The organism is Advenella mandrilli, assembly GCF_016595155.1.
GTDB lineage: Bacteria > Pseudomonadota > Gammaproteobacteria > Burkholderiales > Burkholderiaceae_B > Advenella > Advenella mandrilli.
The window spans coordinates 141,709-167,011 of sequence record NZ_JAENGP010000010.1; the positions used below are offsets into that span (position 1 = coordinate 141,709).

Consider the following 25,303-nt stretch of genomic DNA (forward strand, 5'->3'; position numbering starts at 1 on the left):
CTTACTCCCTGGTTTGATTCGCTGCGGGAGCGCTTATGCCCAGGCTGGCAATGGCTTGTGCCCAGCGGGTTTGCAGGCTGGCGTTAATTTCGCCGTAGGCGGTTTGTACCTGCCAGCCGCCCCGTTCAATGCCCGAGTCGGCCTTAAGGCGAATATGTTCGGGCAGGGGTAGCTGTCCGCTTTTGGCAATTAGATCAAGATCTTCGGGGTTAAGCTGCACTTCCATGGCCTGGCTTACGCCCGGTGGCTGGGTAATCGCCTGCTTCACTAAAGGAATAATATGTTCAGGGTGCTGTTTCAGTTCTTGCCCAATCACATGATGGGCAATCGTGGTGGCCAGTTCTATCAGGGCCTGGCCCATGCTGGTATCCAGATGGGTATATTGTTCTTGGGCCTGTTCGGCCAGCGCCAGCAAACGGGCCTGATGGGAGGCCGTTAACTCGGCCGCTGCCGCTAGGCCTTCGTTGTAGCCCTGCTCATAGCCGGCATCGTAACCTTCTTTATGGCCGGCCGCCAGCCCTTCGGCATGGCCGGTGGCATAGCCCTGTTCCTGCGCTTGTTGCAAGGTATTCTTGCGTTCCTGCGCCAGTTGTTGCTGGCGCAGCAGTTCGGGGTCGGGCTTGGCCTGCTGGATTTCCTGCTGCTTTTTAAGCGTTTCAGGGTCAACAATCGTGTCCATGCGCCAGGGCGACCAGCCGGCCTCGTTCATGGCCGGCTGTATGGTGTTTTTTTTGAACACCGGGTCGGCCAGCACCAGGGCATCAGGAAGGTTTTTGGGCCTAGATGTAATCATCGTCCTCTGTCTTGCTTAAGGAAATCTGGCCGCTATCGGCAAGGCGGCGTGCAATGCCAATAATCGCGCGTTGTTCTGCCTGAACCACCGATGCACGTACGCGGTTCATGTCCTGGATCTCGTCACGCAGCATTTGCGCTGCACGGTTGGACATATTCTTGAAGAAGCGTTCACGGACAGTCTCACTGGCACCTTTCAGGGCAAGCACCAGCATATTGTTGTCGGTAATTTCGGCCATAATGGTTTGCAAGGTAACATCATCAAGTTCGGCCAGGTTCTCGAAGGTAAACATTTCTTCCTGAACTTGCTGGGCCAGTTCGGGATCACGCTCTTGCAAGTGCGTAATCATGGCGGTTTCCAGGCCGGTATTCATGGTGTTGAGAATTTCGGCTGCCGCACGAACACCGCCCATTTTACTGCGTTTGGCAGTTTGGCCAGAAAGCACATTATTAAGCACTTCAGTGAGTTCGCGCAGGGCGGTTGGCTGTACGCCGCCAAAGGTGGCAACCCGGACCAGCACATCATTGCGAACCCGTTCGGTTAACAATGCCAGGGTATCGGCGGCCAAGTCGCGATCCAGGTGAACCAGAATCGTGGCAATAATTTGCGGGTGTTCGCCGGCAATCAGATCGGCAATGTTGGCAGGCTCCAGCTGGTTCAGGGCTTCAATACCATTTTCGTGCTTGGTCAGATCCAGAATGTCTTCCAGAATACCGGCAGCGCGATCGGTACCCAGCGCCTTGTTCAGAATGGTACGGATATACTCTTCAGAGCCCATATTGACCGACATGAACTGGTCTGCATCCTTACGGAACTGTTCCAGCACTTCATTTACATTATTGCGCGTCATGTTTTTCATGCCAATCATGGCGGCACCCAGTTCCTGGACTTCATGGGCACTCATATAGCGTAGTACTTCAGCCGCCGCCTCTTCGCCAATTGACATCAACAGGATAGCGCAGCGCTCCATTTTATTTTCTGCTGTCTTCATCGTTTTGGTTCATCCAGGTTCTAATTACCATTGCCACGGCACGCGGGTCTTCGGTAGCAATTTTCTTGACCACATTAAGATTGTCTTCGTAATGGTCATGCTTCACAGGGATTTCAGACTTGGCCTTGCGCTCGGCCTCTGCCTGGCGCACTGCAGCCTGTTTCTCGGCCTGTTCCAGGTTTTTACGGTCTTCAAGCGCGCGAATAAGTGGTTTGAATGCTTTCAGCCAGATAAGCATGACGGCAATAAACAGCAGCAGATATTGCCCCAGGGTTTTGGCCAGGGCATGCATGTCGGGGTCTTTCCAGACCGGAATCTGCGCTTCGGACGATGTGAATTCGCTGTTCACCACATTCAGGCTGTCGCCGCGCTCATCAGAGAAACCCACGGCTTCTTTGGCCAGGGCATTGATTTGCTGTATGGTCTCAGGGGGCAGGGGGCTTACTTCACCGTTTTCGTTTTCACGGTAATTCACCACCACTGCGACAGAAAGGCGCTTGATGGTGCCGACAGAATCCTTGACATGGCTGATGGTACGGTCCAGCTCGTAGTTAATGGTGGCGTTATTGGTTTGGCTGGCCGGGTTAAGTACCGTGGTGGCGGTGCCTGTGGTGGCATTGGTGCCCGGCGGGTTTTCAATGGGGGCAACGGGTGGCGCTGGGGGTTCGTTAGACAGGGCACCCGGTATACCCATGGGCTGGCCAATGCCGGCCTGGGCCGAGCGGTTGGTTTGCTCGCTGCGAATGGCCGCTTCATCGGGCTTTTGGTTGGGGCGATATATCTCGGAAGTTTGCTCGCGCTGGGCAAAGTCCATGCTGGCGCTTACCTGTGCATGGACATTGCCACGACCCACCACCGGCACCAGAATGGAAATAATGCGGGCCGTTAAGCGCTGTTCCAGTTCATCGGTAAATTTAAGGTGTGTCTGGTTGGCGCCAATCCCTTCAAGACCGGCACTGGAAGACAGCAGGCGGCCGTTTTGGTCAACAATAGAAACATGATCGGCCGTCAGGCCGGGAATACTGGAAGCAACCAGCCAGGCAATGGCGGCAATCTGGCCGTCACCCAGGCTGCGGCCCGGGCTAAGCTTAACCAGTACCGACGCGGTTGGCATCTTGCGGTCACGCACAAACAGGGTTTGCTTGGGAATGGCCAGATGAACCCGCGCGCTTTCCACTGAATTCATGGCTTCAATAGAACGGGCCAGCTCGCCTTCAACCGCACGCTGGTAAGTGACTTGTTCGGCAAACTGGCTGGCCCCAAACTGGGGGTCGTCCATGAGCTCAAAACCCACCCCACCACCTTGCGGAAGACCTTGTTCGGCCAGCATCATGCGGGATTCATGGACCTTGTCGGCAGGCACCAGAATGGCTGAGCCGCTATCATTGAACTTGTACGGAACGTTCTGTTTTTCCAGTGCGCTCACAATGGCGCCGCCATCCTTGTCTTGCAGGTTGGAAAACAGCACCTTGTACTCAGGCCCGCGCATCCACAGCAGGCTAACAACGATTAATGCAATCAGCCCGGCGGCAGCACCCATTAATACCGGGCGCGGCAACACCAGCAGGCGTTCCAGTATGGGGAAGCGGGCAGCAAGCTTATCCATGCCGCTCATATCAGTCTTCCTGTAAACCGTAAGGCAGTTTGGGCTGTGAATTCAATAATGACCATGGGAAACAACAAAAGACAATTATCCAGTTAAACTTTTTCAGATGGGTATTATCACCCAGGCGGGTGTAAAGCAATCAGGGGTTAAAGCGGTGTTTTTTGGCTTGTTCGCGCTATTGAAACGGGTGGGCGGGGGATAAGATGGGGGTATTTGCCACATTAGAATCGGCAGGCAGGCGTTATATTTTATTTATATGTCAGGCGTTATTTGAGTTTGTTTCTTAACCAGAATCGTCAGAAGTACGCTATTGATGCTTGTTTGCCAGTCAGCACAGTCAGGACATTTTTATGCAAGCCATATCGCCCCTTGCCATTTCAGGCATGAATACATTGCAGCAACAAATGATGGAAATGGCCAACGGCGCCAAAGCCGGCGCGGTTTCCAGTCAATTGGGAAATATGCAGCCCATGGGCGTGCAGGCAGGCGGGTTGTCGTCTATGAGCTTGCAAAGCACAGGCGCAGAAAAAACCTCTTTTGCCAGCCAGCTGGACGCCGCCATCAAAAGCATTTCCGCCACCCAGCAAGCCGCCAATATCCAGGCCGAACAATTCATCATGGGTAAACCGGGCGTTTCGTTGAACGATGTCATGATTGACATGCAAAAGGCCAGCATCGGCTTTCAAAGCGCGATCCAGGTAAGAAATAAATTGGTCCAGGCCTATCAAACCATTGCAAGCATGCCGATATAATTCCCCTCTGCGGAGGGGTGGCGCGAAGCGCCGGGGTGGTTCTAAAGCAACCAAAGTACCTATCGAAGCCCACGGTGGTTCTAAAGCAACCAAAGTACCTATCGAAGCCCACGGTGGCTCTAAGTCAACCAACCCGCCCATCGAAGCCCCAAGTTGGTTCCAGCCCAACCGAAGTGCTTGCTAAAGTACCGATTCAGCTCTTTTCCAGCCCCGCTTCCAGCGAGTAAATCCATGCCAGCAATTCAGCCACTACGGTGTACAGTTCTGGTGGGATTTGCTGGTCCAGGTCTACCTGCATAAGCATGGCAACCAGCTCTGGGGATTCATGCACGGGTACGTTATGCTGTTTGGCCAGTTCAATAATGCTTTCTGCAATATTTCCCATGCCTTTGGCCACGACCTTGGGGGCCGGGTCAGTGGCGTGGTAGGCCAGCGTGACAGCCGTTTTGCGCGTTTCAGGTGAACCAGGCTTATTCATGGCAGATCCTCTTGTTGCGCGGTTCGCTTTGGTTGCGCGTTTCGTTTTAACCAGACCTGTTCATCGCACTTTCTAAACCAGACCAGTTCATCACATTTTCTTTCGCCCCTGTCCATTACGCTTCCTCTTGCCCCGGTTCATCAGCCTGCAGTTGCCCCGCTTGGTCAGCCTGCCATTGCCCCGGGTCGGTAAAGACTTCAAAGGAATGGGTTTGCAGGCCCAGGGCTTGTAAGCGGTTGGTAAACTCGGGCATGCGTTGCAATAGCAAAGACGCGGTGCTTTGTCGGTCTTTTAATTCAGGGTTGTCAATAACCTGATACTGCGCTTGCACGTGCTTATTAATAATCTGTACCATCACCTGGATTTTCCCCAACATGGGCAGGTTTAATGTAAGGGTGGTTGACCATGGCGTTACTGGGGCCTCTTGCTCTGGGCCGGGGGCTTGTTCACTGGCGGCATCATTCTGTTCATCTTCTGCCTGGTTGCCTGCTTGCTGGGCGGCAAATGCTTGCGGGTTGTCTTTCTGGATTTCCCAGGTCATGGCGGCACCTTGCCAGGCCTCGCCCTGCCACACGATGCGTTGCTGTTGATGCATTTCCAGCTGTTGCTGGACCAGGCTGGCCAATGCCCCTGATAATGGGGGCGGGGCAGGGGTTGCTTCTGCCTTGCCTTGGGTAAGTACGCTTAATATGGATAACTGCCGGGCTGCCTGCTGCTGCGCTTGCTGCTCTTTCAGCAACTGTGCCTTGGGATGGCTGGCCAGTTCTTTCAAATTGCCATTGCTACGCAGCATGCGCCACAGCGTGGCTTCATACGACAGGCCCGGGCGGGCAATTTCACGGGTTAAGGTTTCGCGGATAATTGAGGCAAAAAGGCTGGAGCCCAGTGCCCGTAACGCATCTTCTTTTAATGGTATGTTGGCGTTTGTTGCCTGTGAAGGAGCGCCAGCTGCCTGTGACGCCACACCACCCGTTAACGAGCGGCCCGATAAAGCCGCTGGTTCGGCAGGGCGCGACAGGTATGACAATAATTCTTTGGGGTTTTTGGGAATAATAGGCGCATGGTTGGTGTTGCCTAATGGCGCTGCCTGTTCGGGCATTTGCCCCAGCAGGGCCACCATGCTGCGCGCGGCGCTGCTCCAGCGGGTAGAGGTTGATTCTGCCGGGTTGCGGACTGCGTCTTGAGCCGTATGCTTGCCTGCCTGACCCAGCGCCTGCTGGCTAACTGTACTGTTAACAGGGCTTCCCTGTATAGGACGGTGCCCCAGTGATGCCTGCACACTTTGCGCCACCGCCTGAAAATTGCCAGCCTGTTGCTGCGCCTTGGTGGCGTTTTCAAGGGCTTCGGGCCGTGCAACGGCCCCCGTGGGTAAAACTGATTGCCGGCTACGCGCCGACTGCAATTGCCCCTGCGTGGAAAGCGTCACGCCCAGCGCGGTTTCCAGTCGTTGTACAAGAAGGGTGCTTAAACTGCCAGAAGACATAAGGCATGCCTACCCCGACCGCTTGATGCCAGAATAAGCCTTGACCATTTTCTTTTGCTGGTTGCGGGTATGCAATAATTGTGAAAGCCGCTTCATTTCAGGAGAAACCGCATCACGCACCGCGGCATCATGCAAAAGCACCTGGCGCAGCAAATGGGAACAAACTTCCCTTTCGGCCTTATTGCCGGGCTGAAGATGTACCTTATTACGCAACACCTCTACTTCGTGCACATAGCTTTGTCCCAGGGAAAGCGTGGCTTCCCAGTTTTCCTGCCGGGCGGCATCTTCCATTTGCCGGGTAATATCCACCAGCTGTTGGTATGCCTCTATCACACAGCTGTTGCACTCCTGGGGAAGAGGCCCCATGGCATTGGCCGAGTGCGCTTTATTGCTATCTGAATGAAAATAAGTCATTTTCTGTATCTTTCTGGTCTAATAACCGTAAACCAAATCCCTATTTTAGGGGCTTATTACCGGTGGCTGTTTTCCAGGCATCGGTAATATCAACCAGCATTTTTTCAACAACATCCAGATGCGATTCCTGCTGGTTCACACTGGCTAACAACAAGTGCTGCGACATCAACCTGAAACTAAGAATCATATTCTTGGCCACTTCGCCAGCTGATTCGTTTATACCAGGAATAAGGCCTGAATCAATAATACTGATGGCCTTTGAAATGTTCTCGCCCCGTTTGGCAATATCGCCATTCTGGAAATACAGCCTGGCTTTCATCACGCAAGACTGGGTGGCTTCCAGCATGATGGTGATCAGTTCCTCGGGGGAGGCGGTAAGTACCTGTGTTTCCAGACCTACTTTTGCATAAGCCTTGACAGGATTCTGGCCATTAGCCACGTTAGTAGTGTTCATCATAATATGAAATAAACCCTTAAAAATCAATCATTATTTACTGCCACTGGTATTCCACATGGACAATTGCTGGCTTAAATAGGCCGATGTCCCATTCATTTTTGCAACCAGTGAATCCAGCGCGGTAAATTGGGCCCGGTAGCGTTCCATCGTGGCTTCAATTTGAGCCTGTTTGCGCTCATATTGCGAATTCAGTTCTTCAATTCGCGTCTTGGTGCCGTTACTGGCAGTGGTCACAATGCCGGTGGTGCTGCTGATCAAGCTTTTGGTTACGTTTTGCGTATACGTGGCAATACCGTTGGTTTTGTCCTGGAACAGTTTGGCAATGTCGTCCCGGTTTTCTGTCAGGGCTTTGTCAAACTTTTCTTCGTCCAGCTTAATGCTGCCATCGGCCTGGGTACGGATACCCAGGTCTGACAGCGTTTTAAACGCGCCGCCATTGCTGCTTTGGAAGCTCATAATGCCGCTTAAGCGGGTTTGTACCGTACGGGCCGTGTTGTCACCGTTCAATATGCTGCCACCAGCCCCTTCAGTATAGGCCGTGCTGCTTTTAATGAACTTCTGGACATTGTTATAAGCCGTAATGAATTCGTTAATGGCTGACTTGGTTTTGTCATCGTTGCGGGAAACCGTCAGCGTTTGCTCTGTGGTGTCTGCCTTGTTTAAGTTCAGGGTTACGCCTTGGATCACACCTTCCAGCTTGTTGGTGGCCTGGGTAACCTTAATTCCGTTTACATGAATGACCGCATCGGTGGCGGCCTGTTCGGTCATACCGGTTTTGTTCAGCAATGCGCCCAGCGCACCATCGTTACCTTCTACGGTAATTTCACTAATGGCTGCCTGCGTGCCCGTGGCGGTGGTGCTTATCATTAAGCGGAAGGGCGTGCCTGAACCGTCATTCATGATGCTGGCGCTAAGTCCCAGCTCTTTGTCGGCATTAATCGCTTTGGCTATATCCTGAAGAGAGGTGCCTTTGCCGGTCAGGTCCAGTGTTTTTACTTCTCCGTTTTTCAGCGTAAACTTAACCACGCCACCTGTGCCGTTTGCAGCGGCTTTATCGGCCACGCCACCAGCAATGAGCGTTTGGGTGGAAGCCAGGGATTCCACTTTAATGCGGTAACTGCCCGCCACCGCAGAACTGCTGGCACTGGCGCTAAAGCTTTCACCGGTTTGGGTGGAGGTGTATTGCCCAAAAGTCGTATCGCCTTCAAACGCTTTGGCAGCCGTTTGCAGTTTTTCTATGGCGCTGGAAAGCTGGCCATAGGCAGACAGTCGCGCGTTTTCAGTGCTTTTGCGCTGGGTAATGGTGCTTAATACGGATTCTTCGCTGGTACGCAGGCCTTCTAGCAAGGTAGATAAATCTAAACCTGAACCAACGCCAATGCTGGAAATATTAGCCATAATATAAGTTTTGTCTTAATCGTTGAGGGTTATTTCCTGAAAAGGCAAAAGGCATCAATGTAAAAAACGCAATGTTGGCCTATATACAAAAACCTGATGCCGGCTTGGTAAACAGACAGAAAATAAAACCTTAAAGCTGTTTATACAGGATTTAACGGCTGGGTTTTGCCAATCTTTAATTTAAGGCCCGCATTAAATAGCGCTAAATAACAGGCCTGCCATAAATGCATGCCAGCTAAATATAAACATAAACAACTTGATCATTCACAATGACTACCAGACATAATGACAGATAAACACGGCTTGCAAAGCACCAATTACCCGCCAAACCAGGCCTAGTTCTGCCCATTGAATGCAAGCAAAATCGTTAATAATGACAAAATGTATACCAACCATATTCATCGTGCATGAGCAAGGCTACGTTACCAACACCCTCTATAGAGCAGATATTGCGCGAACACGCACCCCTGGTGCGTAGCATTGCCCTTAAAATGATGGCCCGGCTGCCCGCCAATATAGAACTGGATGACCTGATCCAGGCCGGCATGATTGGCCTGCTGGATGCTGCCCAGCGTTTTGAAAACACCGGTGCCGCGCAATTTACCAGCTACGCCAATACTAGAATAAGGGGCGCCATTACCGACGAGCTGCGCCGCCAGGACTGGCTGCCGCGCACCCTGCGCAGCAAAAACAGCAAAATCCAGAAAGCCATGGCCCAGGCCCAAAAAAAGCTGGGCTATGAACCTGGTGATGAAGAAATTGCCGAAGAACTGGGGATTACCGTAGAAGCCTACCGCGAACAACTGCACGACGTGGGCACGGTGCATGTGGTGCACTATGAAGATTTCAGGTTTGACAGCGACGAAGGTGAACGGGAAAACAACCAGCTGGACAGGTTGATGGGGGGTACAGATGAATACAACCCGCTAGCGGGCCTGCTGAATGAAGAATTCAAACATACGCTGGTTGAATGCATTGGCAAACTGCCTGAAAGGGAGCAGCTGGTGCTGTCCTTGATATTTGAACAAGCCTTGAACCTGAAAGAAATAGCCGCCGTGCTGGAGCTGACCGAGGGCAGGGTATCGCAACTGCGCTCGCAGGCGGTGTTGAGATTGCGCAGCATGCTGAAAGAAGCGTATTGGGACCAGTTGCCAGAGAATTTTTAATAAAAAATTAAAAAATGATTAAAAAACATTAAAGAAAAAAAAACACAGGCCGTTAATAAGAACATAAACCGGTAGTAAGCCTTCAAGACAAAGGTGAAATGACTTGGTTTTTCTTGAAGTGATCTTATTTTTTTGGAGTGTTCCATGTCTGTAATTAATACAAACTATCTGGCTCTTGTTTCCCAGAATAACCTGACAAAATCCCAAAATGCATTGGGTTCTGCAATTGAGCGTTTGTCTTCAGGCTTACGCATTAACAGCGCCAAGGACGACGCTGCTGGTCAAGCTATCGCTAACCGCTTCACGTCTAATATTAAGGGTTTGACCCAAGCCGCTCGTAATGCTAACGATGGTATCTCCATTGCGCAGACGACCGAAGGTGCACTGAACGAAATTAACAACAATTTGCAGCGAGTTCGCGAACTGACCGTTCAAGCACAGAACGGATCGAACTCCGCGTCCGACATCGACTCCATTCAACAAGAAGTTAACCAGCGTTTGGAGGAAATTAATCGTATTGCAGAGCAAACAGACTTCAACGGCACAAAAATTCTCTCAAAAGACGCTGACACCACTATTGGAATTCAGGTTGGAGCGAACGATAATGAGCGGATTGATATTTCTATTAAAGCAAACGGCGCATGGAACTTGTATAAAGAAACGGGAGTTGGTGCACCCGCTTATGGTACAGACAGCCGTGATGTCAAAATCCATGGCTTTGATGTATTGAGTAATTCCGGTTCGACAACGGAAGTGGCAAACGCAGTTTCGCTTACTAATGCTCAAAATCTTGCTGCTGAAAAAGCCGGTTTAACGGATGCTACCACCGCGAGGTCGGTATCTTATGACGATGGTAATAGTTACGCTATCGTCGTCGGAGCCGTTGGATCCGAGACAGCTTACGCACTCAGCTTCGATGCTGAAGGTCGGGCTGTGGTGGGTGGCGAACTGGCCGGAGCGAGCAAAGAGGCCGCTGTTGCTGCCCCTGTTCCAGCAAACGCAGTCGTTGGTGGCACGACATCAGTAAAAGTTGCTGCGGGTAATAGCGACGCACTAAAGGTCATCGATGATGCGCTGATGGCCGTTGATAATCAACGCAGCGATCTGGGTGCAATCCAAAATCGTTTCCAGTCGACGGTTGCCAATTTGAGCAACACAATCACCAACCTGTCCGCAGCTCGTTCGCGCATTGAAGACGCCGACTACGCAGTCGAAGTCTCCAACATGACTCGCGCTCAGATCCTGCAACAGGCTGGCACTTCGGTTCTGGCACAAGCCAACCAAGTACCGCAAGGCGTTCTGTCGCTGCTGCGTTAATTCACATAGCAGTAGTGGGGACGGGAAACCGTCCTCGTGTGGAACACGAAGCCGCCTTTCCTTCTGGATCGGCGGTTTTTCCGTTTTCGGGATGCTACGGTAGATGAAGCACCAGCTCTTTATCGCAAAATCACTTTCTTCTTGATCGGCTTTCCATCGCTTCCCTGGACGGTCCGATGTCCATAGAGGCCAACTGTCTCCAGATTATTCCGCACGGCGTTATCGCTGACGCTGATGCCTTCTTCCCTCAATGCCTTGCCAATCTGACTCGGATTGGCATACAGGCCAGATCGAGCCATATCTTCAATACGTTGCCTCACGTCAGCAGATAACGCCATGCCGTTCTTCTTCGGTGCCCGGCTTTTTGGTGATGGCACGACGGCTTCTCCAGTCTCCTTGATATTCTTCTTCACGGCGCCAAGCCAGCGATTGTAATTACTTCGCGCCAATCCCAAATCCTTGCATGCCTGTGTGATTGTCTTTCGCTTCCTTTTGTCGGAGTGATTGACGGCGCTATGGACGGCTTTTACCAGTTGCGTTTTCTCTTCCTGAGATAGCTGCTTGCTCATCAAAAAACTATAACACATATGAGACAAACAGCAGCCTTGGTGCCTGTTTTTCCGACGCGATTCGATAAATACCCGGCCACTTGGTGTCCTACTGCTTTTACCCGTGATGCCGAATGGCCTCATCTCATCATTACGCACTCATCGGCATATGCCAATGAGGGTCTCAATTTCACGCTGCAGGCGACTTTGTGATCAGGAACATGGGGTCAGTCGTTCAGGGTATTCGGTTAAACTATGCACAAAATATCTGTAAAGAAGATGCTGAAGTGAACCACATACACGGAATCAACACACAGGCAAAACACCAAAGAAAAGACAAAAATCCTTTTAATCAACATTTCCCTCTAACCACTTCATTGAAGGAATGTTGATCACATGACTGACCTAATCCACATATCTCACATCAGTCCGCCCGTAATGGGAATAACAACACAAATAAAGGACATACATGACCACGCATCACAACACCCAATTCCTACAGTGAAATACTACTTCTCGTCTGGATGATTCGGGTAATACACTTTCATTATCCTAGCCCCGTCTGGTTCGATCTGCTGGAAAATATTGGATTGAGCATCAATATAATGGTGGTACTTATTATTTTGAAGCAGAGCTAACCATACACGGAGATCAGCACAAGATTACAGCTCAGGCAAAATCTGATATGCGGGTTGCAAAAGCCGATATGGGTGGCGGCACTTTGCAGCAGGTTAATTACGCACCGGCTGTGCCTTTGTCTACGGCGGACTACAGTTTAACGCTGGATGGTAATGACGAACTAGGGAATAGCAATTTAAAATTGGTACATGTGGGCGGCTATTACTATGTTGAAGAAAACCTGGGTAGTGATAAATATGCCTACTTTAAGGCCAACGTAACTATTAAAACGGGTGGCGCACAAAATATTGTTACCGTTGATTCAAGCCGCACCAATAAAATATCAACGAGTGACCAACCCTATGTGAATGGTACAGGGTGGGTGGTTGTTTGCCTGCCTGTCGGTTATTGTTGCTATATATGGAAAACGCCAACAAAATGATTCAATATGACTTCGCTGGATGCTTATTGTAAACTGCCTGCTTTTGAACGATATATACGCGATAGGGGATAAACACGTGCGAGTGACGAGGTGGAAAATTTATGTCTTGCTGGCCATGGGTGGTTTGTTGATGGGCTGCACGAGCAAGGCGCCCTCAGATAAGGATGTGGAGGTCGCTCTTAAACAGCTATGGGCTGGTAACTCTTGGGAGTTCAGCTCTAATTTCGATGTTACCAACTTTGACAGACTGAACGGCTGGAAAGATGGCGAAGACTATTGGGTAGAGGTGACTTACAAGGTGAAGGCCAGGCAACCATACTATGCGATAGTAGCTGATTGTGTTGAACCTACCGTGGCGGAATACAATGATACGACCATGGGGCAGATTACAATGGGCCTGAGCGCCATGATGAAAGGATTTCAAGGTACCGAGGCGTTGGATGAGTATAAGGAATACCTCAAGACCAATCCCGAGCCGGCAAAGATGGAACTGGCCCGCAGCAAGTATGAAGCGCAATATGTGAATATTGCTTTTCTGGATTGTGTGAATTATCTTGCCGAGAAATCAAGTGTTTTCCATAAGGATCTGAAGACGGGTGACACGCTGGATTACAACCTCAAATTGAGGTTCAAGCAAACAGAGCAGGGTTGGAAGAACCTGTAGTCAGCCGCATCAGTTCAAGATTGCGCAGGCACCATTAGTTAATCACGTTGTGCTGTAAAGATTGCCCTTAAAAGGCTGGATATGAGCCAGCGTATCGTAAAGGGCTTCTCTGGCCAATTCGGTATCATAATGAGCTTGAAGGCTTAGCCAGCTTTGGGCATCAGTATTGGTAATCACCGACAGCACAAGGCGTTACCAAAAACCATCACCACGCGACTTAGCAAGGTATCCATTCCAGCCCGCATAAGATGGGTTTTATCGAAAAACTGTTGGATGGCACTGCTATTCATTCGGATTTGCAGGAAATAGCAGAGACTTATTCATCGAATTAAGGCATTTGCAAAGGAATGCATAAGCAGAATAGAAATTAGTGAGTTTGCAGATGCGATGAGGGTAAGTTTACGGATTGAATTGGTTATTTAGATTAATAGCGGCTTCTTCATTGCTTTATTTGTCATAAAAAGTTACATTATTTTAATGACGTTGGGCAAGTCAGGCGCCGTTTTCTATATGGTAAAGCAGTACAGGGCGCCAACACCCAATCCGGGGCGATATTGGAAAAGGCAATATCGCTTATTCGCACTAGATGGAACTTGATATTACATGAAAGCCAAAGAAGCAAGACTCTTGGAGTTTTTAAAAAACACACCTCAGTTTGTTATTCCTATTTATCAGCGAACTTATTCATGGAAAGAAAAAGAGTGCCAACAATTGTGGGATGACGTTCTTCGCAGTGGTTATAACGATAATATCAAGGCGCACTTTATAGGGTCCGTCGTTTATGTTGAGAAAGGCTTGTACTCAGTGTCTGATCAAACGCCGTTATTGCTTATTGATGGCCAGCAACGTATAACAACCATTACCCTTCTTATTGCCGCACTCACAGAAGTGATAGGTGATCAAGAACCTATTGAAGATTTTAGTCGTGCTAAATTAAAAGGTTATTATTTAACGAACCCTTTGGAAAGTGGTGAAAAATTCCATAAATTGATTTTATCTCAAACAGATGATAAATCACTTAAAGCAATCATCCATGGAAATCAACAACCCGATGACAAGTCGATTCGAGTAGTTGAAAATTTTGAGTTTTTCAAATCCAAGTTAGAAAAGCTGGGTGACCTGAAGCCGATCTGTAAAGGCCTGGCAAAATTGATGGTGGTTGATATTTCTCTGGATCGGGAACAGGACAACCCGCAGTTGATATTTGAAAGCATGAACTCTACGGGTAAAGAGTTAAGCCAAGCCGATTTAATCCGTAATTACATTCTTATGGGGTTAGAGCCAACGCATCAGACCCATTTATACGAACAATATTGGCGACCCATGGAGTTGGCGTTTGGACAGCAAGCCTATAGTGATTATTTTGATAGTTTTATGCGCCATTACCTGACGGTCAAAACTCGTGAAATTCCTAAAATTGGTGAAGTGTATGAAATGTTCAAAGAGTATTCAATGCAACCTGCCGTGGTAAATAAAGGCTTTGAGGAACTGGTCAAAGACATCAAAAATCACGCTATGTATTTCTGTAACTTTGTCTTAGGTAAGGAAAAAGATGAAGATTTAAAACTGGCCTTTAAGGACTTAAGAGAACTTAAAGTTGATGTTGCCTACCCTTTGCTGCTGGAGCTTTACTCGGATTTTTCACAAGGTCTTTTGACTCATGACGAGTTTTTATCAGCTGTGCGCATTATTGAAAGTTATGTGTTTAGGCGTACGATCTGCGAGATTCCTACAAACTCAATGAATAAAACCTTTGCTCGTATGGGAATTGGTCTGAGGAAAGATCGCTACCTCGAAAGTCTCATGGCTTCTTTCCTATTGTTGCCATCTTATCGGCGTTTTCCTGGTGATGATGAGTTTCATCGAAAAATTCAAACCAAAGACGTTTATAACTTTCGCAGTAAAAGTTATTGGTTAAGGCGGATGGAAAATTTTGGCCGAAAAGAGCGGGTTCTGGTTGATGACTACACCATTGAGCATATTATGCCGCAGGCCGACAATAAAGCAGAAAAGCTTCCCGAAGTCTGGCGTATTGAATTGGGTGATGAGTGGGAGCGTGTTTGGGAAACATATCGCCATACGCTAGGTAACTTGACTTTAACGGCCTACAATTCAGAGTACAGCAATAATGCATTTCAAGAAAAATGTAACCACCCATACGGATTCAAATTCAGTCCATTAAAGATGAACGAAGGGATTGTTGCTGAAAAACAGTGGAATGAGGCAGCTATTCAGAGGCGCGCCAAAAAATTGGCTGATAAAGCCACTCTTATCTGGAGCAAGGTTGAGTTAACTGCTGATATTATCGAGGCTTATAAGCCTCAAGTTGATCCGACCACTGAATATAGCCTGGCAGACCATCCCTATTTGTTGACCGGAAAAATGGCAGAACTATACCAGGTCTTTCGTAAGTCCGTTCTGGAACTTGATCCTTGCGTGACAGAAGAAGTGAAAAAGCTCTACGTGGCATTCAAGGCAGAGACCAATTTTGTTGATGTGGTTCCTCAAGCCAAAAGGTTACGATTATCGCTTAACATGCCTTTTACTGAGATTGATGACCCAAGAGGACTTTGCAAAGATGTCACCAATTTAGGGCGTTGGGGTAACGGTGATGTTGAGGTTGGGCTTGATAACCTGGACGATATTCCCCACGTCATGGCATTGGTGGCCCAAGCCTTTGAGCGGCAAATAGAAGCAGAGCAAAGTTAATCTTGGTCCCAGAAAGAATTTCAGTCTTTTCGTATCAAGGCGAAAAGACTCTGACAAACAAACAATCAGGAAAGATAGAAAATGACAAGTGCACAACAACGTGCTGAACTTCAACGCCGGATCTGGCAAATCGCCAACGATGTACGTGGTTCCGTCGATGGCTGGGACTTCAAGCAATATGTACTGGGTGCGCTGTTTTACCGCTTTATCAGTGAAAACTTTGCCAGCTATATTGAAGCGGGTGACGACAGCATCCACTACGCTGACATGCCGGATACGGTCATCACCCCTGAAATCAAAGACGATGCGATTAAAACCAAAGGCTACTTCATTTACCCCAGCCAGTTATTTGAAAAGGTCGTTAAAAACGCGCACACCAATGAAAGCTTAAACACTGATCTGGCCAATATTTTCAGTGCAATTGAAAACTCGGCCAATGGTTACACTTCAGAATCTGACATAAAAGGCCTGTTCGCAGACTTTGACACCACCAGCAACCGCCTGGGTAATACGGTAAGCGATAAAAACAAACGCCTGGCCGCCGTGCTAAAGGGCGTGGCAGAACTGAACTTTGGCCATTTTAAAGACAGCCAGATTGATTTGTTTGGTGATGCCTACGAGTTTCTTATCTCGAATTATGCCGCCAATGCCGGCAAATCGGGCGGGGAATTTTTTACCCCGCAACACGTATCCAAACTGATTGCGCAACTGGCCATGCACAAGCAAACCAGCGTCAACAAAATTTATGACCCGGCGTGTGGCTCGGGTTCGTTGCTGTTGCAAGCCAAAAAACAATTTGAGGAACACATCATCGAAGACGGATTCTTTGGCCAGGAAATCAACCATACCACTTATAACCTGGCCCGCATGAATATGTTCCTGCACAATATCAACTACGACAAGTTCAATGTTGAGCTGGGTGATACCCTGCTTAACCCGCATTTTGGCGACGACAAGCCTTTTGATGCGATTGTTTCCAATCCACCGTATTCAGTGAAATGGGTGGGTGCTGATGACCCCACCCTGATCAACGATGACCGCTTTGCCCCGGCAGGTGTGCTTGCGCCCAAGTCGAAGGCCGATTTTGCCTTTGTGCTGCACGCGCTCAGTTACCTGTCCAGCAAAGGCCGGGCGGCCATTGTCTGCTTTCCCGGTATTTTTTATCGTGGCGGCGCCGAGCAAAAAATCCGCCAATACCTTGTGGATAACAATTACGTGGAAACCGTTATTTCACTGGCCCCTAATCTGTTTTTTGGTACCAGCATTGCGGTGACTATTCTGGTCCTGTCCAAGCATAAAGCCGACACCACCACCCAATTTATTGATGCAAGTAGCCTGTTCAAAAAAGAAACTAACAATAATATTCTCACTGATGCGCACATCGAACAAATTATGCTGGCATTTGACAGCAAAGCGAATATTGAGCACTTTGCCAAGTCAGTTCCTTTTGATGACATCGCTGCCAACGATTACAACCTGTCCGTCAGCAGCTACGTGGAAGCCAAAGATACCCGCGAAGTAGTGGATATTGCCCAGCTTAACGCCGAGCTTAAAACCACTGTCGCTAAAATTGACAAGCTGCGCAAGGATATTGATGCGATTGTGGCTGAGATTGAAAGCGAGGAGTTGGAAGGATGAGTAGCATGAGTTTTATGGAAAAGCTGCTGGATGGCGTTGTGGTGGAGTGGAAAGTATTAGATGATGTAATAAAATCTTTAAAAACTGGTTTAAATCCTCGTCAAAATTTCCAACTTAATACATCTGATGCAGAAAATTATTATGTGACAGTTCGTGAAATTCAAAATGGAAATGTGGTATTCCTAGATAAAACAGACAGAATTAATAAAACAGCTTTAGAACTTATTAATAACCGCTCCAATTTAGAGAAGGGGGATATTTTATTTTCAGGTACAGGTACTGTTGGCAGAACTGCAGTGATTTATAAAACACCAGAAAATTGGAATATCAAAGAAGGGGTTTATGTAATAAAACCCTTCCATAAAGTAATTGATTCGAGATACCTTGCTCACTTATTAAATTCGCAAGAAATAGTTAAAGAATACAGTAAAAAAGTCGTTGGTTCACCAGTAGTCAGTTTGCCAATGAGTGAACTTAAAAAACTCCAAATCCCTATCCCCTGCCCAGAAAACCCAAAAAAATCGCTTGAAATCCAAGCCGAAATCGTTCGCATTCTCGACGCCTTCACCGAGCTGACCGCCGAGCTGACCGCCGAGCTGACCGCCCGCAAAAAACAATACAACTACTACCGCGACAAGTTGTTGAGTTTTGACAATAAGGAAGTGGAATGGAAAACACTGAAGGAAGTAGCCTTAGAATTTGGGCGAGGAAAATCAAAACATCGCCCAAGAAACGATCCAAAGTTATACGGTGGAGATATTCCCTTTATCCAAACTGGTGATATTAGAAATGCTGCTCATGTCATCACACAATACGCACAAACATATAGCCAATTTGGATTAGCCCAAAGCAAACTATGGCCTAAAGGGACACTTTGCATAACAATAGCAGCCAATATCGCAGAAACAACTATTCTTGGCTTTGATGCATGTTTTCCTGACAGTGTTATAGGCTTTATTGCCAATCCTGAAAAAACAAATTCAAATTACGTAGAGTATCTTTTATCTTCTTTCAAGTCGAAGCTGCAATCAAAAAGCACAGGCAGCGCTCAGGAGAATATAAACCTTGCAACCTTTGAAAACATACGACTGCCATTTCCATCCCTCGGCGATCAAGAACATATTGTTTCCATTCTGAACAAATTCGAAGACTTAACCAACTCCATAACTGAGGGCTTGCCCCGTGAAATCGAACTGCGCCAAAAACAATATGAATATTATCGCGACCAGCTATTGAGCTTTCCCAAAACAGAAGCGCGAGCAACTGCTTTGGCATAAGGAACGAGACCGATGTATAACCTAAGCCTGCAAGACCAAACCACGGAATTCCTGCTCTACACGGCACCCAATGGCGAGATAAAAGTGGAAGTGCTGCTTAGCAATGAAACCATCTGGATGACGCAGAAACGCATGGCGGAGCTATTTGGCGTAGGTATACCGGCCATTTCCAAGCACCTTAAAAATATCTTTGCGAGCAATGAGTTGGAGCCAGATTCAGTTATTTCCATTTTGGAAACAACTGCCGAGGATGGTAAAAAATACCAAACACAGTACTACAACCTTGACGCAGTGATTTCCGTCGGCTATCGGGTTAACTCGGCTCAGGCAACCCAATTCCGAATCTGGGCAACTCAGCTTATAAAAGAGTACATCATCAAAGGCTTTGCCATGGATGATGAGCGCCTGAAAAATGGCCGTTATTTCGGCAAGGATTATTTTAGAGAGCTGCTGGAGCGGGTACGTTCTATCCGCGCCAGTGAGCGGCGCATTTATCAGCAAATTACCGATATTTTTGCCGAGTGCAGTATTGACTATGACCCAAACTCTCAAACCACCCGCCGGTTTTATGCCCATGTGCAGGATAAGTTTCACTTTGCCATTACAGGCCATACAGCCGCTGAAATCATTTCACTAAAGGCGGATGCCAGTAAACCGTTAATGGGCATGAGTACGTATAAAAATGCCCCTGCTGGCCGTGTATTAAAATCAGATACCATTTCGGCAAAAAACTATTTAAGCGAAACAGATATTAAAAAACTGGAGCGTACGGTATCTGCTTTTTTTGATTATATTGAAGGCGTTATTGAGCGGCACACTACGCTCACAATGGAAAGCTTTTCGGAAAGCGTTGACAAATTTCTGTCCTTCAACGAATACCGGATTCTGGAAGGGTACGGCAAAGTTACCCGCCAGCAAGCGGAGCAAAAAGCCTTTGCCGAGTATGAAAAATTCAACAAACTGCAACGCATTGAGTCGGATTTTGACCGTACTGTGAAAAAACTGCTGCAGAAAAAGGACATAAAGGAATGAACGCTTACAATCCCATCGCAGAGACCAATAACTTTATCGTCCTTGATAAATACATCAAGGAATGGAGTGTCGCTGAAAGTTACCAGACTGAAGGCGAGCTGGAGCGGGAGCTGATTCAGGATTTGGTCAATCAGGGTTACGAGTACCTGCCTGGTCTGAACAACCCTGAAGCCATGCTGGCCAATATACGCACGCAACTGCAAGTCCTGAATAACGTGCAGTTTGGCAATGGCGAGTGGCTGCGCTTTGTGGAAACGTATTTGGACAAGCCCAGCGATGGCATGGTGGAAAAGACACGCAAGATTCACGATGACTATATCCACGATTTTGTGTTTGATGATGGCCGTATCCAGAACATCTACCTGCTGGATAAGAAGAACATTGCCCGCAACAAGGTGCAGGTCATCAAGCAGTTTGAGCAAACCGGTTCTCATGCCAACCGCTACGATGTCACGATTCTGGTTAATGGCTTGCCACTGGTGCAGGTGGAGCTTAAAAAACGCGGTGTGGCGATTCGCGAGGCTTTTAACCAGGTGCATCGTTACAGCAAAGAGAGTTTTAACAGTGAGCATTCGCTATACAAGTATTTGCAACTGTTTATTATTTCCAACGGCACCGATACCCGTTATTTTGCCAATACCACCCAACGCGATAAAAACAGCTTTGATTTCACCATGCATTGGGCCAAATCGGATAACGGCCTGATTAGGGACCTGAAAGATTTTACCGCTACGTTCTGCCAGAAAAATACCCTGCTGAATGTGTTGCTGCATTATTCAGTGTTTGATACCAGCAAGACCCTGCTGGTGATGCGCCCGTATCAGATTGCCGCGACCGAGCGGATTTTGTGGAAAATCAACAGTTCCCATGCGACTAAAAACTGGAGCAAGCCGGAAAGTGGCGGTTTTATCTGGCACACCACCGGTTCAGGCAAGACGTTAACCAGTTTCAAGGCGGCACGCCTGGCGACCGGGCTGGAATTTATCGACAAGGTTTTCTTTGTGGTGGACAGGAAAGATCTTGACTTCCAGACCATGAGGGAATATCAGCGGTTTTCTCCTGATAGTGTCAACGGTTCCGACAGCACGGCAGGGTTAAAGCGCAATCTGGAACAAGACGACAACAAAATCATCGTCACCACCATCCAGAAGCTGAATAACCTGATGAAAAGCGAAGGCGACCTGCCCATCTACAACAAGCAGGTGGTATTTATTTTTGATGAATGCCATCGTAGCCAGTTCGGGGAAGCGCAGAAAAACCTGAAGAAGAAGTTCAAGAAGTTTTATCAATTTGGGTTTACCGGCACACCTATTTTCCCGCAAAATGCCCTGGGGGCCGAAACCACCAGCAGCGTATTTGGTCGTGAGTTGCATTCCTATGTGATTACCGATGCGATTCGCGATGAAAAAGTGCTCAAGTTCAAGGTGGACTACAACGATGTGCGCCCGCAATTCAAGGCGATAGAAACCGAGCAGGATGAGAAAAAGCTCAGTGCCGCTGAAAACAAACAAGCCCTGCTGCATCCGGAGCGTATCCGCGAAATTTCGCAGTATGTTCTGAATAACTTCCGCCAGAAAACCCATCGACTGAAAGCGGGAGGCAAGGGTTTCAATGCCATGTTTGCGGTAAGTAGTGTGGATGCGGCCAAGCTGTATTATGAGACGCTGAATCAACTGCAACAGGATAATGACAAACCACTAAAAATAGCGACCATTTTTTCCTTTGCCGCCAATGAAGAGCAGGATGCGGTGGGCGATATTCCGGATGAAAGCTTTGAGGTTTCTGCCATGAATAGCAGTGCCAAAGAGTTTTTAAGCGCAGCCATTGCCGATTACAATGGGTTCTTTAAAACCAGTTTCAGCGTTGATAGCAATGGTTTTCAAAACTACTACCGCGATTTGGCCAAACGGGTCAAAGCGCAGGAAGTTGATTTATTGATTGTGGTGGGCATGTTCCTGACCGGCTTTGATGCACCGGCACTCAATACCCTGTTTGTGGATAAAAACCTGCGCTACCACGGGCTGATTCAAGCCTATTCACGTACGAACCGTATTTATGATGCCACCAAAACCTTTGGCAACATCGTGACCTTCCGGGACTTGGAACAGGCCACTATTGATGCCATTACCTTGTTTGGTGACAAAAACACCAAAAATGTGGTGCTGGAAAAGAGCTACCAGGAATACATGGAAGGCTTTACTGATCTTATCACCGGTGAGGCCAGGCGCGGGTTTGTGGAGATCGTGGCCGAATTGGAAACACGTTTTCCCAAGCCGGACGAGATTTTTCTGGAAAAAGACAAAAAAGATTTTGCAAAGCTGTTTGGCGAATATTTGCGGGTAGAAAATATTTTGCAAAACTATGATGAGTTTGCCAGCCTGAAAGCGCTGCAGAATGTCGACATGAGCGACCCTGAAGCGGTTGAGGCTTTCAAGGCAGCGCATTATTTGAATGATGACGATCTGACTGCCCTGCAAGCGATCCAGATACCCGCTGATCGAAAACTCCAGGATTACCGCTCTACGTATAATGATATCCGCGACTGGCTGCGTCAGCAAAAAGCCGCCAGCGAACAAGACCAGTCCACGCTGGATTGGGATGATGTGGTCTTTGAAATAGATTTGCTGAAATCACAGGAAATCAACCTTGATTACATTCTTGAGCTGATTTTTGAAAACAACAAGAAAAACAGGAGCAAAGCCGAATTGATTGACGAAGTACGCCGATTGATTCGCGCCAGCTTGGGTAACCGGGCCAAGGAAAGCCTGATTGTTGATTTTATCAATCAAACCGATCTGGATAAGGTCAATAAGAAAGAGAATCTCATTGAAACTTTTTTCACCTTTGCCCAGGTAGAACAGCAACGTGAGGCACAAGCGTTGATTCACAGCGAGAGCCTGAATGAGGACGCAGCCAAAAGATACATTGCTTCTTCATTAAAACGCGAATATGCCAGTGAAAACGGGACTGAGCTTAATGAGATCCTGCCGAAGATGAGCCCCTTGAATCCACAGTATCTGAGCAAAAAGCAAAGCGTATTCCAGAAAATTGCTGGGTTTGTTGAGAAGTTTAAAGGCGTGGGAGGGGCTTTGTAGTTTATTGATGTTTACGCCATGTGCTGTCGGTAATTGTCGACTATCCGGTTGATTGGATGGACGAATTGTTGCACTGGCGAGTGCTGTTGTTAAAACAAGCTTCAATCTGTCAATACGTTATGGGGCGGAGCGTTACGGGTAAAGGATAGTTCATATGGGCAAAAAGAAACTGGAAGCCTGCTCTGAATCGGTTTATCATTAAAATAAAATAAATAAACAGCAACCAAACAAGGAAAACCATTGAATCTAGAAGCATTTGAAAACCTATACGAGTTTTACAGAAAAGAACGGGATGCTTATCCCGAGTTTTTTCGGCTGCGCATACATCGCAGTTTAAGCTGGTTGAAAAAAGCGGTGGCAGAACCAGATGATCTGGATATTCAATTCATTTCCTTGTGGATTTCATTTAATGCAGCGTATGCAAAAGATTTGAAATTTCATCAATCTGTCGCTGACAGAGCAGAGTTCAGGAATTTTATTAATGAAATTTGTCTGTTTGATAAAGAACGCCAAATTTATCAACTGGTCTGGGAAACCTATTCCAGTCATATTCGTATGCTTCTGGATAGCCCTTATACTTTGCAGGCGTTTTGGGACTTTCATAATGGACTTATTTCTGAGACTGCATGGAAAGAAATTGCGCTTGATGCAAAAACCAAAGCCAATAATGCTTTAAGACGCGTGGAAGATGTTGAGTCAATTTTGTATGTTATTTTTGACCGTTTGTACACATTAAGAAATCAACTGGTGCATGGCGGTTCAACCTACAACAGCTCAGCCAATCGTAAGCAATTGAAAGATGCTTGCCTGTTGCTAAGCGATCTTATACCGCTTTTTTTAAAGTTAACGATGGCCAATGCAAACAGTCATGATTGGGGTAAACCGTTTTATCCTTATATTCGGGAAGATTAATAAATAGCAGTAACGGTTTCAAGCTAACATACGAAAAACTCAGAGGGTAGTTATCATGAGAAAACCATTTTTAAAAAGCATTACCTTGTTCGCATTGCTATTTTCCGCATCGGCCGCCAATGCAAACAATAACGAGATTGTTTTCAACTGCTTCACAAAAAACAAGAAAGAAATAAAAATTGTCAAAAACGGTGATAAATTTACTTATTCCTTTGGGAAAATAAATCTCAAACCGGATATTTCCCTTACCCGACATGAAAGTCAACTTACATCTTATGCCTGGAAAGGCATTGGTAAGGATATGCCTTACGGTGTTACTTTCCAGAATGGTGAGTATTCATATACCGTTTACGAGACTATAGCAAGAGATTATTCCGGAGATGAGGTACAGGTTGAAATTTCCAGAGGTGTTTACGTTGAAAAGAATGGTAAATCAATCGCAAATATTTCATGTTTGGATGGCACTGCTATTCATTCGGATTTGCAGGAAATAGCAGAGACTTATTCATCGAATTAAGGTAAGCCTCCGGTAAAACCACCTTTTCAAACACGCGATTAAGCGAGAATATACGTGTCCACGATCCTTTGAACTGCGCCCCAAAACTTAGACTCTCGATACTGCATTCTTAAGTCGATATTGTACGGGGCTTAAACCGTCTAAGGCGTGTTAACACAAACGCAGTCCGTCCATCACGAGTACGAAATTGACGAATCCAATGAACATGAGATCGAGCTTCTCAAAGCGGGAGAAGATTCTTCGGTAGCCTTTGAGGCGACGAAACAATCGCTCCACCTCGTTTCGCCGTCGATACATCGCGCGGTCATACTCCCATGGATCCAACCGCCTGGAGGACGTAATGCTCCGCCCCATACCGTATTGACAGCTTAAAACTTGTTTTTACAGCTGCACTCGCCAAGGCAATAACTCGTCGACGCGATTAACCGGATAGTCGGCAATCACCGACAGCACATGACGCAGGTACGCCTCGGGATTGATACCGTTCAGTTTGGCTGTGCCAAGCAAACTGTAAAGCGTTGCCGCCCGTTCACCACCCGCATCCGAACCCAGGAATAAGTAATTCTTGCGTCCAACAGACACGCCACGTAATGCCCGTTCTGCCGCATTATTATCGATTTCAATTTCCCCGTCATCCAGATAGCGTGTCAAGGCCTGCCACTGGTTAAGGGCATACTGGATGGCATCGGTCGTTACGGATTTACGTGACAGAGTCGGTAACTGCTGCATGAACCACTCATGCAAGGCAAGCACAATTGGCAATGACTTGTCCTGGCGCTCGGCCTGACGAGTTTGTGGTGGACTGCCCCGGATGCCGGCCTCAATCTCATATAAACGGCCAATTTGAGTGAGCACATGATGGGTAATATCAGAGGGCCGATGGACATGAATATCATGGAACTTGCGTCGGGCATGGGCCCAACAACCCGCTTGAATAACCTTGCCGGTTCGGTATACCTCGTTGTAACCAGCATAGGCATCGGCCTGTAAAATACC

The 25,303-nt window shown here is 47.7% G+C and carries 22 protein-coding genes and 1 pseudogene; 12 read left to right on the forward strand and 11 right to left on the reverse strand.

All coding sequences use genetic code 11. The annotated features are described in order from the left end of the window. Nucleotide 1: 1 nt before the first annotated feature. Genes JHL22_RS10045 through fliF form a run of 3 tightly spaced genes read right to left on the reverse strand, consistent with a single transcriptional unit; the run spans nt 2 to nt 3,399 of the window. Nucleotides 2-793, reverse strand: coding sequence for a flagellar assembly protein FliH (locus tag JHL22_RS10045; RefSeq protein WP_200236698.1), 792 nt, complete (start codon nt 791-793; stop codon nt 2-4). Then, the gene (gene fliG / locus JHL22_RS10050) at nt 780-1,784 is read right to left on the reverse strand and encodes a flagellar motor switch protein FliG (protein ID WP_200236700.1); all 1,005 of its coding nucleotides are present in this window, start codon (nt 1,782-1,784) and stop codon (nt 780-782) included. The genes JHL22_RS10045 and fliG overlap by 14 nt, the downstream gene beginning before the upstream one ends. Further along, nucleotides 1,765-3,399, reverse strand: coding sequence for a flagellar basal-body MS-ring/collar protein FliF (fliF, locus tag JHL22_RS10055; protein WP_200236702.1), 1,635 nt, complete (start codon nt 3,397-3,399; stop codon nt 1,765-1,767). The genes fliG and fliF overlap by 20 nt, the downstream gene beginning before the upstream one ends. Before the next feature lie 341 nt (nt 3,400-3,740). Between fliF and fliE the strand changes: the two genes are divergently transcribed. Continuing rightward, nucleotides 3,741-4,142, forward strand: coding sequence for a flagellar hook-basal body complex protein FliE (gene fliE / locus JHL22_RS10060; protein ID WP_234041227.1), 402 nt, complete (start codon nt 3,741-3,743; stop codon nt 4,140-4,142). A gap of 193 nt (nt 4,143-4,335) precedes the next feature. On the opposite strand, the gene JHL22_RS10065 is transcribed toward fliE, so the two are convergent. From JHL22_RS10065 to fliD, 5 genes are all read right to left on the reverse strand, one after another. After that, nucleotides 4,336-4,620: an EscU/YscU/HrcU family type III secretion system export apparatus switch protein gene (locus JHL22_RS10065; RefSeq protein ID WP_200236706.1), complete on the reverse strand. Its 285-nt coding sequence runs from the start codon at nt 4,618-4,620 to the stop codon at nt 4,336-4,338. Between the two features lie 115 nt (nt 4,621-4,735). Further along, nucleotides 4,736-6,103 carry a flagellar hook-length control protein FliK gene (fliK, locus tag JHL22_RS10070; protein ID WP_200236709.1) on the reverse strand — a complete coding sequence of 456 codons (1,368 nt, stop codon included), beginning with the start codon at nt 6,101-6,103 and terminating at the stop codon, nt 4,736-4,738. Between the two features lie 9 nt (nt 6,104-6,112). After that, entirely contained in the window at nt 6,113-6,517 is a 405-nt protein-coding gene (locus tag JHL22_RS10075; protein ID WP_200236712.1) for a flagellar protein FliT, read from the reverse strand. Between the two features lie 40 nt (nt 6,518-6,557). Beyond that, entirely contained in the window at nt 6,558-6,974 is a 417-nt protein-coding gene (gene fliS, locus JHL22_RS10080) for a flagellar export chaperone FliS (RefSeq protein ID WP_200236715.1), read from the reverse strand. Between the two features lie 30 nt (nt 6,975-7,004). Beyond that, nucleotides 7,005-8,372 (reverse strand): flagellar filament capping protein FliD, encoded by a 1,368-nt coding sequence (gene fliD, locus JHL22_RS10085; RefSeq protein ID WP_200236718.1) that lies wholly within the window; start codon nt 8,370-8,372, stop codon nt 7,005-7,007. 407 nt (nt 8,373-8,779) lie between these two features. Here fliD and JHL22_RS10090 point away from each other — a divergent pair, with 407 nt between their 5' ends. Further along, the gene (locus JHL22_RS10090) at nt 8,780-9,538 is read left to right on the forward strand and encodes an RNA polymerase sigma factor FliA (RefSeq protein ID WP_200236725.1); all 759 of its coding nucleotides are present in this window, start codon (nt 8,780-8,782) and stop codon (nt 9,536-9,538) included. Between the two features lie 144 nt (nt 9,539-9,682). Continuing rightward, on the forward strand, nt 9,683-10,855 hold the full coding sequence (locus tag JHL22_RS10095; RefSeq protein ID WP_200236728.1) for a FliC/FljB family flagellin: 1,173 nt from the start codon (nt 9,683-9,685) through the stop codon (nt 10,853-10,855). A 119-nt stretch (nt 10,856-10,974) separates the two neighbouring features. On the opposite strand, the gene JHL22_RS10100 is transcribed toward JHL22_RS10095, so the two are convergent. Further along, on the reverse strand, nt 10,975-11,424 hold the full coding sequence (locus tag JHL22_RS10100) for a hypothetical protein (RefSeq protein ID WP_200236731.1): 450 nt from the start codon (nt 11,422-11,424) through the stop codon (nt 10,975-10,977). Between the two features lie 664 nt (nt 11,425-12,088). On the opposite strand from JHL22_RS10100, the gene JHL22_RS10105 reads away from it, so the two are divergent. From JHL22_RS10105 to JHL22_RS10145, 9 genes are all read left to right on the forward strand, one after another. Continuing rightward, on the forward strand, nt 12,089-12,463 hold the full coding sequence (locus JHL22_RS10105; protein ID WP_200236734.1) for a hypothetical protein: 375 nt from the start codon (nt 12,089-12,091) through the stop codon (nt 12,461-12,463). 106 nt (nt 12,464-12,569) lie between these two features. Continuing rightward, on the forward strand, nt 12,570-13,127 hold the full coding sequence (locus JHL22_RS10110; RefSeq protein WP_200236738.1) for a hypothetical protein: 558 nt from the start codon (nt 12,570-12,572) through the stop codon (nt 13,125-13,127). 603 nt (nt 13,128-13,730) lie between these two features. Next, nucleotides 13,731-15,836 (forward strand): DUF262 and DUF1524 domain-containing protein, encoded by a 2,106-nt coding sequence (locus JHL22_RS10115; protein ID WP_200236741.1) that lies wholly within the window; start codon nt 13,731-13,733, stop codon nt 15,834-15,836. A gap of 81 nt (nt 15,837-15,917) precedes the next feature. Next, nucleotides 15,918-17,474 carry a type I restriction-modification system subunit M gene (locus JHL22_RS10120; RefSeq protein WP_200236746.1) on the forward strand — a complete coding sequence of 519 codons (1,557 nt, stop codon included), beginning with the start codon at nt 15,918-15,920 and terminating at the stop codon, nt 17,472-17,474. A 5-nt stretch (nt 17,475-17,479) separates the two neighbouring features. Next, nucleotides 17,480-18,751: a restriction endonuclease subunit S gene (locus JHL22_RS10125; RefSeq protein ID WP_200236749.1), complete on the forward strand. Its 1,272-nt coding sequence runs from the start codon at nt 17,480-17,482 to the stop codon at nt 18,749-18,751. 12 nt (nt 18,752-18,763) lie between these two features. Further along, nucleotides 18,764-19,783 (forward strand): virulence RhuM family protein, encoded by a 1,020-nt coding sequence (locus JHL22_RS10130; protein ID WP_200236752.1) that lies wholly within the window; start codon nt 18,764-18,766, stop codon nt 19,781-19,783. Continuing rightward, nucleotides 19,780-22,878, forward strand: coding sequence for an HsdR family type I site-specific deoxyribonuclease (locus tag JHL22_RS10135; protein ID WP_200236756.1), 3,099 nt, complete (start codon nt 19,780-19,782; stop codon nt 22,876-22,878). The genes JHL22_RS10130 and JHL22_RS10135 overlap by 4 nt, the downstream gene beginning before the upstream one ends. 240 nt (nt 22,879-23,118) lie before the next feature. Continuing rightward, nucleotides 23,119-23,790: a HEPN domain-containing protein gene (locus tag JHL22_RS10140; RefSeq protein WP_200236759.1), complete on the forward strand. Its 672-nt coding sequence runs from the start codon at nt 23,119-23,121 to the stop codon at nt 23,788-23,790. A gap of 55 nt (nt 23,791-23,845) precedes the next feature. Further along, nucleotides 23,846-24,307, forward strand: a complete 462-nt coding sequence (locus tag JHL22_RS10145; RefSeq protein ID WP_200236762.1) for a hypothetical protein — start codon at nt 23,846-23,848, stop codon at nt 24,305-24,307. Between the two features lie 150 nt (nt 24,308-24,457). Here JHL22_RS10145 and JHL22_RS10150 read toward each other — a convergent pair. Both JHL22_RS10150 and tnpC read right to left on the reverse strand, forming a co-directional pair. Continuing rightward, nucleotides 24,458-24,640 (reverse strand): annotated as a pseudogene (locus tag JHL22_RS10150) (IS5-like element ISCARN85 family transposase); the annotation flags it as partial. A 48-nt stretch (nt 24,641-24,688) separates the two neighbouring features. Continuing rightward, nucleotides 24,689-25,303: IS66 family transposase (gene tnpC / locus JHL22_RS10155; protein ID WP_200236778.1), on the reverse strand; the 615-nt coding region annotated here is incomplete at its 5' end.

Coding starts and splice junctions, on each gene's coding strand:
- JHL22_RS10045 (WP_200236698.1), bottom strand. CDS start 793: ATGATTACATCTAGGCCCAAAAACCTTCCTGATGCCCTGGTGCTGGCC.
- fliG (WP_200236700.1), bottom strand. CDS start 1,784: ATGAAGACAGCAGAAAATAAAATGGAGCGCTGCGCTATCCTGTTGATG.
- fliF (WP_200236702.1), bottom strand. CDS start 3,399: ATGAGCGGCATGGATAAGCTTGCTGCCCGCTTCCCCATACTGGAACGC.
- fliE (WP_234041227.1), top strand. CDS start 3,741: ATGCAAGCCATATCGCCCCTTGCCATTTCAGGCATGAATACATTGCAG.
- JHL22_RS10065 (WP_200236706.1), bottom strand. CDS start 4,620: ATGAATAAGCCTGGTTCACCTGAAACGCGCAAAACGGCTGTCACGCTG.
- fliK (WP_200236709.1), bottom strand. CDS start 6,103: ATGTCTTCTGGCAGTTTAAGCACCCTTCTTGTACAACGACTGGAAACC.
- JHL22_RS10075 (WP_200236712.1), bottom strand. CDS start 6,517: ATGACTTATTTTCATTCAGATAGCAATAAAGCGCACTCGGCCAATGCC.
- fliS (WP_200236715.1), bottom strand. CDS start 6,974: ATGATGAACACTACTAACGTGGCTAATGGCCAGAATCCTGTCAAGGCT.
- fliD (WP_200236718.1), bottom strand. CDS start 8,372: ATGGCTAATATTTCCAGCATTGGCGTTGGTTCAGGTTTAGATTTATCT.
- JHL22_RS10090 (WP_200236725.1), top strand. CDS start 8,780: ATGAGCAAGGCTACGTTACCAACACCCTCTATAGAGCAGATATTGCGC.
- JHL22_RS10095 (WP_200236728.1), top strand. CDS start 9,683: ATGTCTGTAATTAATACAAACTATCTGGCTCTTGTTTCCCAGAATAAC.
- JHL22_RS10100 (WP_200236731.1), bottom strand. CDS start 11,424: ATGAGCAAGCAGCTATCTCAGGAAGAGAAAACGCAACTGGTAAAAGCC.
- JHL22_RS10105 (WP_200236734.1), top strand. CDS start 12,089: ATGCGGGTTGCAAAAGCCGATATGGGTGGCGGCACTTTGCAGCAGGTT.
- JHL22_RS10115 (WP_200236741.1), top strand. CDS start 13,731: ATGAAAGCCAAAGAAGCAAGACTCTTGGAGTTTTTAAAAAACACACCT.
- JHL22_RS10120 (WP_200236746.1), top strand. CDS start 15,918: ATGACAAGTGCACAACAACGTGCTGAACTTCAACGCCGGATCTGGCAA.
- JHL22_RS10125 (WP_200236749.1), top strand. CDS start 17,480: ATGAGTTTTATGGAAAAGCTGCTGGATGGCGTTGTGGTGGAGTGGAAA.
- JHL22_RS10130 (WP_200236752.1), top strand. CDS start 18,764: ATGTATAACCTAAGCCTGCAAGACCAAACCACGGAATTCCTGCTCTAC.
- JHL22_RS10135 (WP_200236756.1), top strand. CDS start 19,780: ATGAACGCTTACAATCCCATCGCAGAGACCAATAACTTTATCGTCCTT.
- JHL22_RS10145 (WP_200236762.1), top strand. CDS start 23,846: ATGAGAAAACCATTTTTAAAAAGCATTACCTTGTTCGCATTGCTATTT.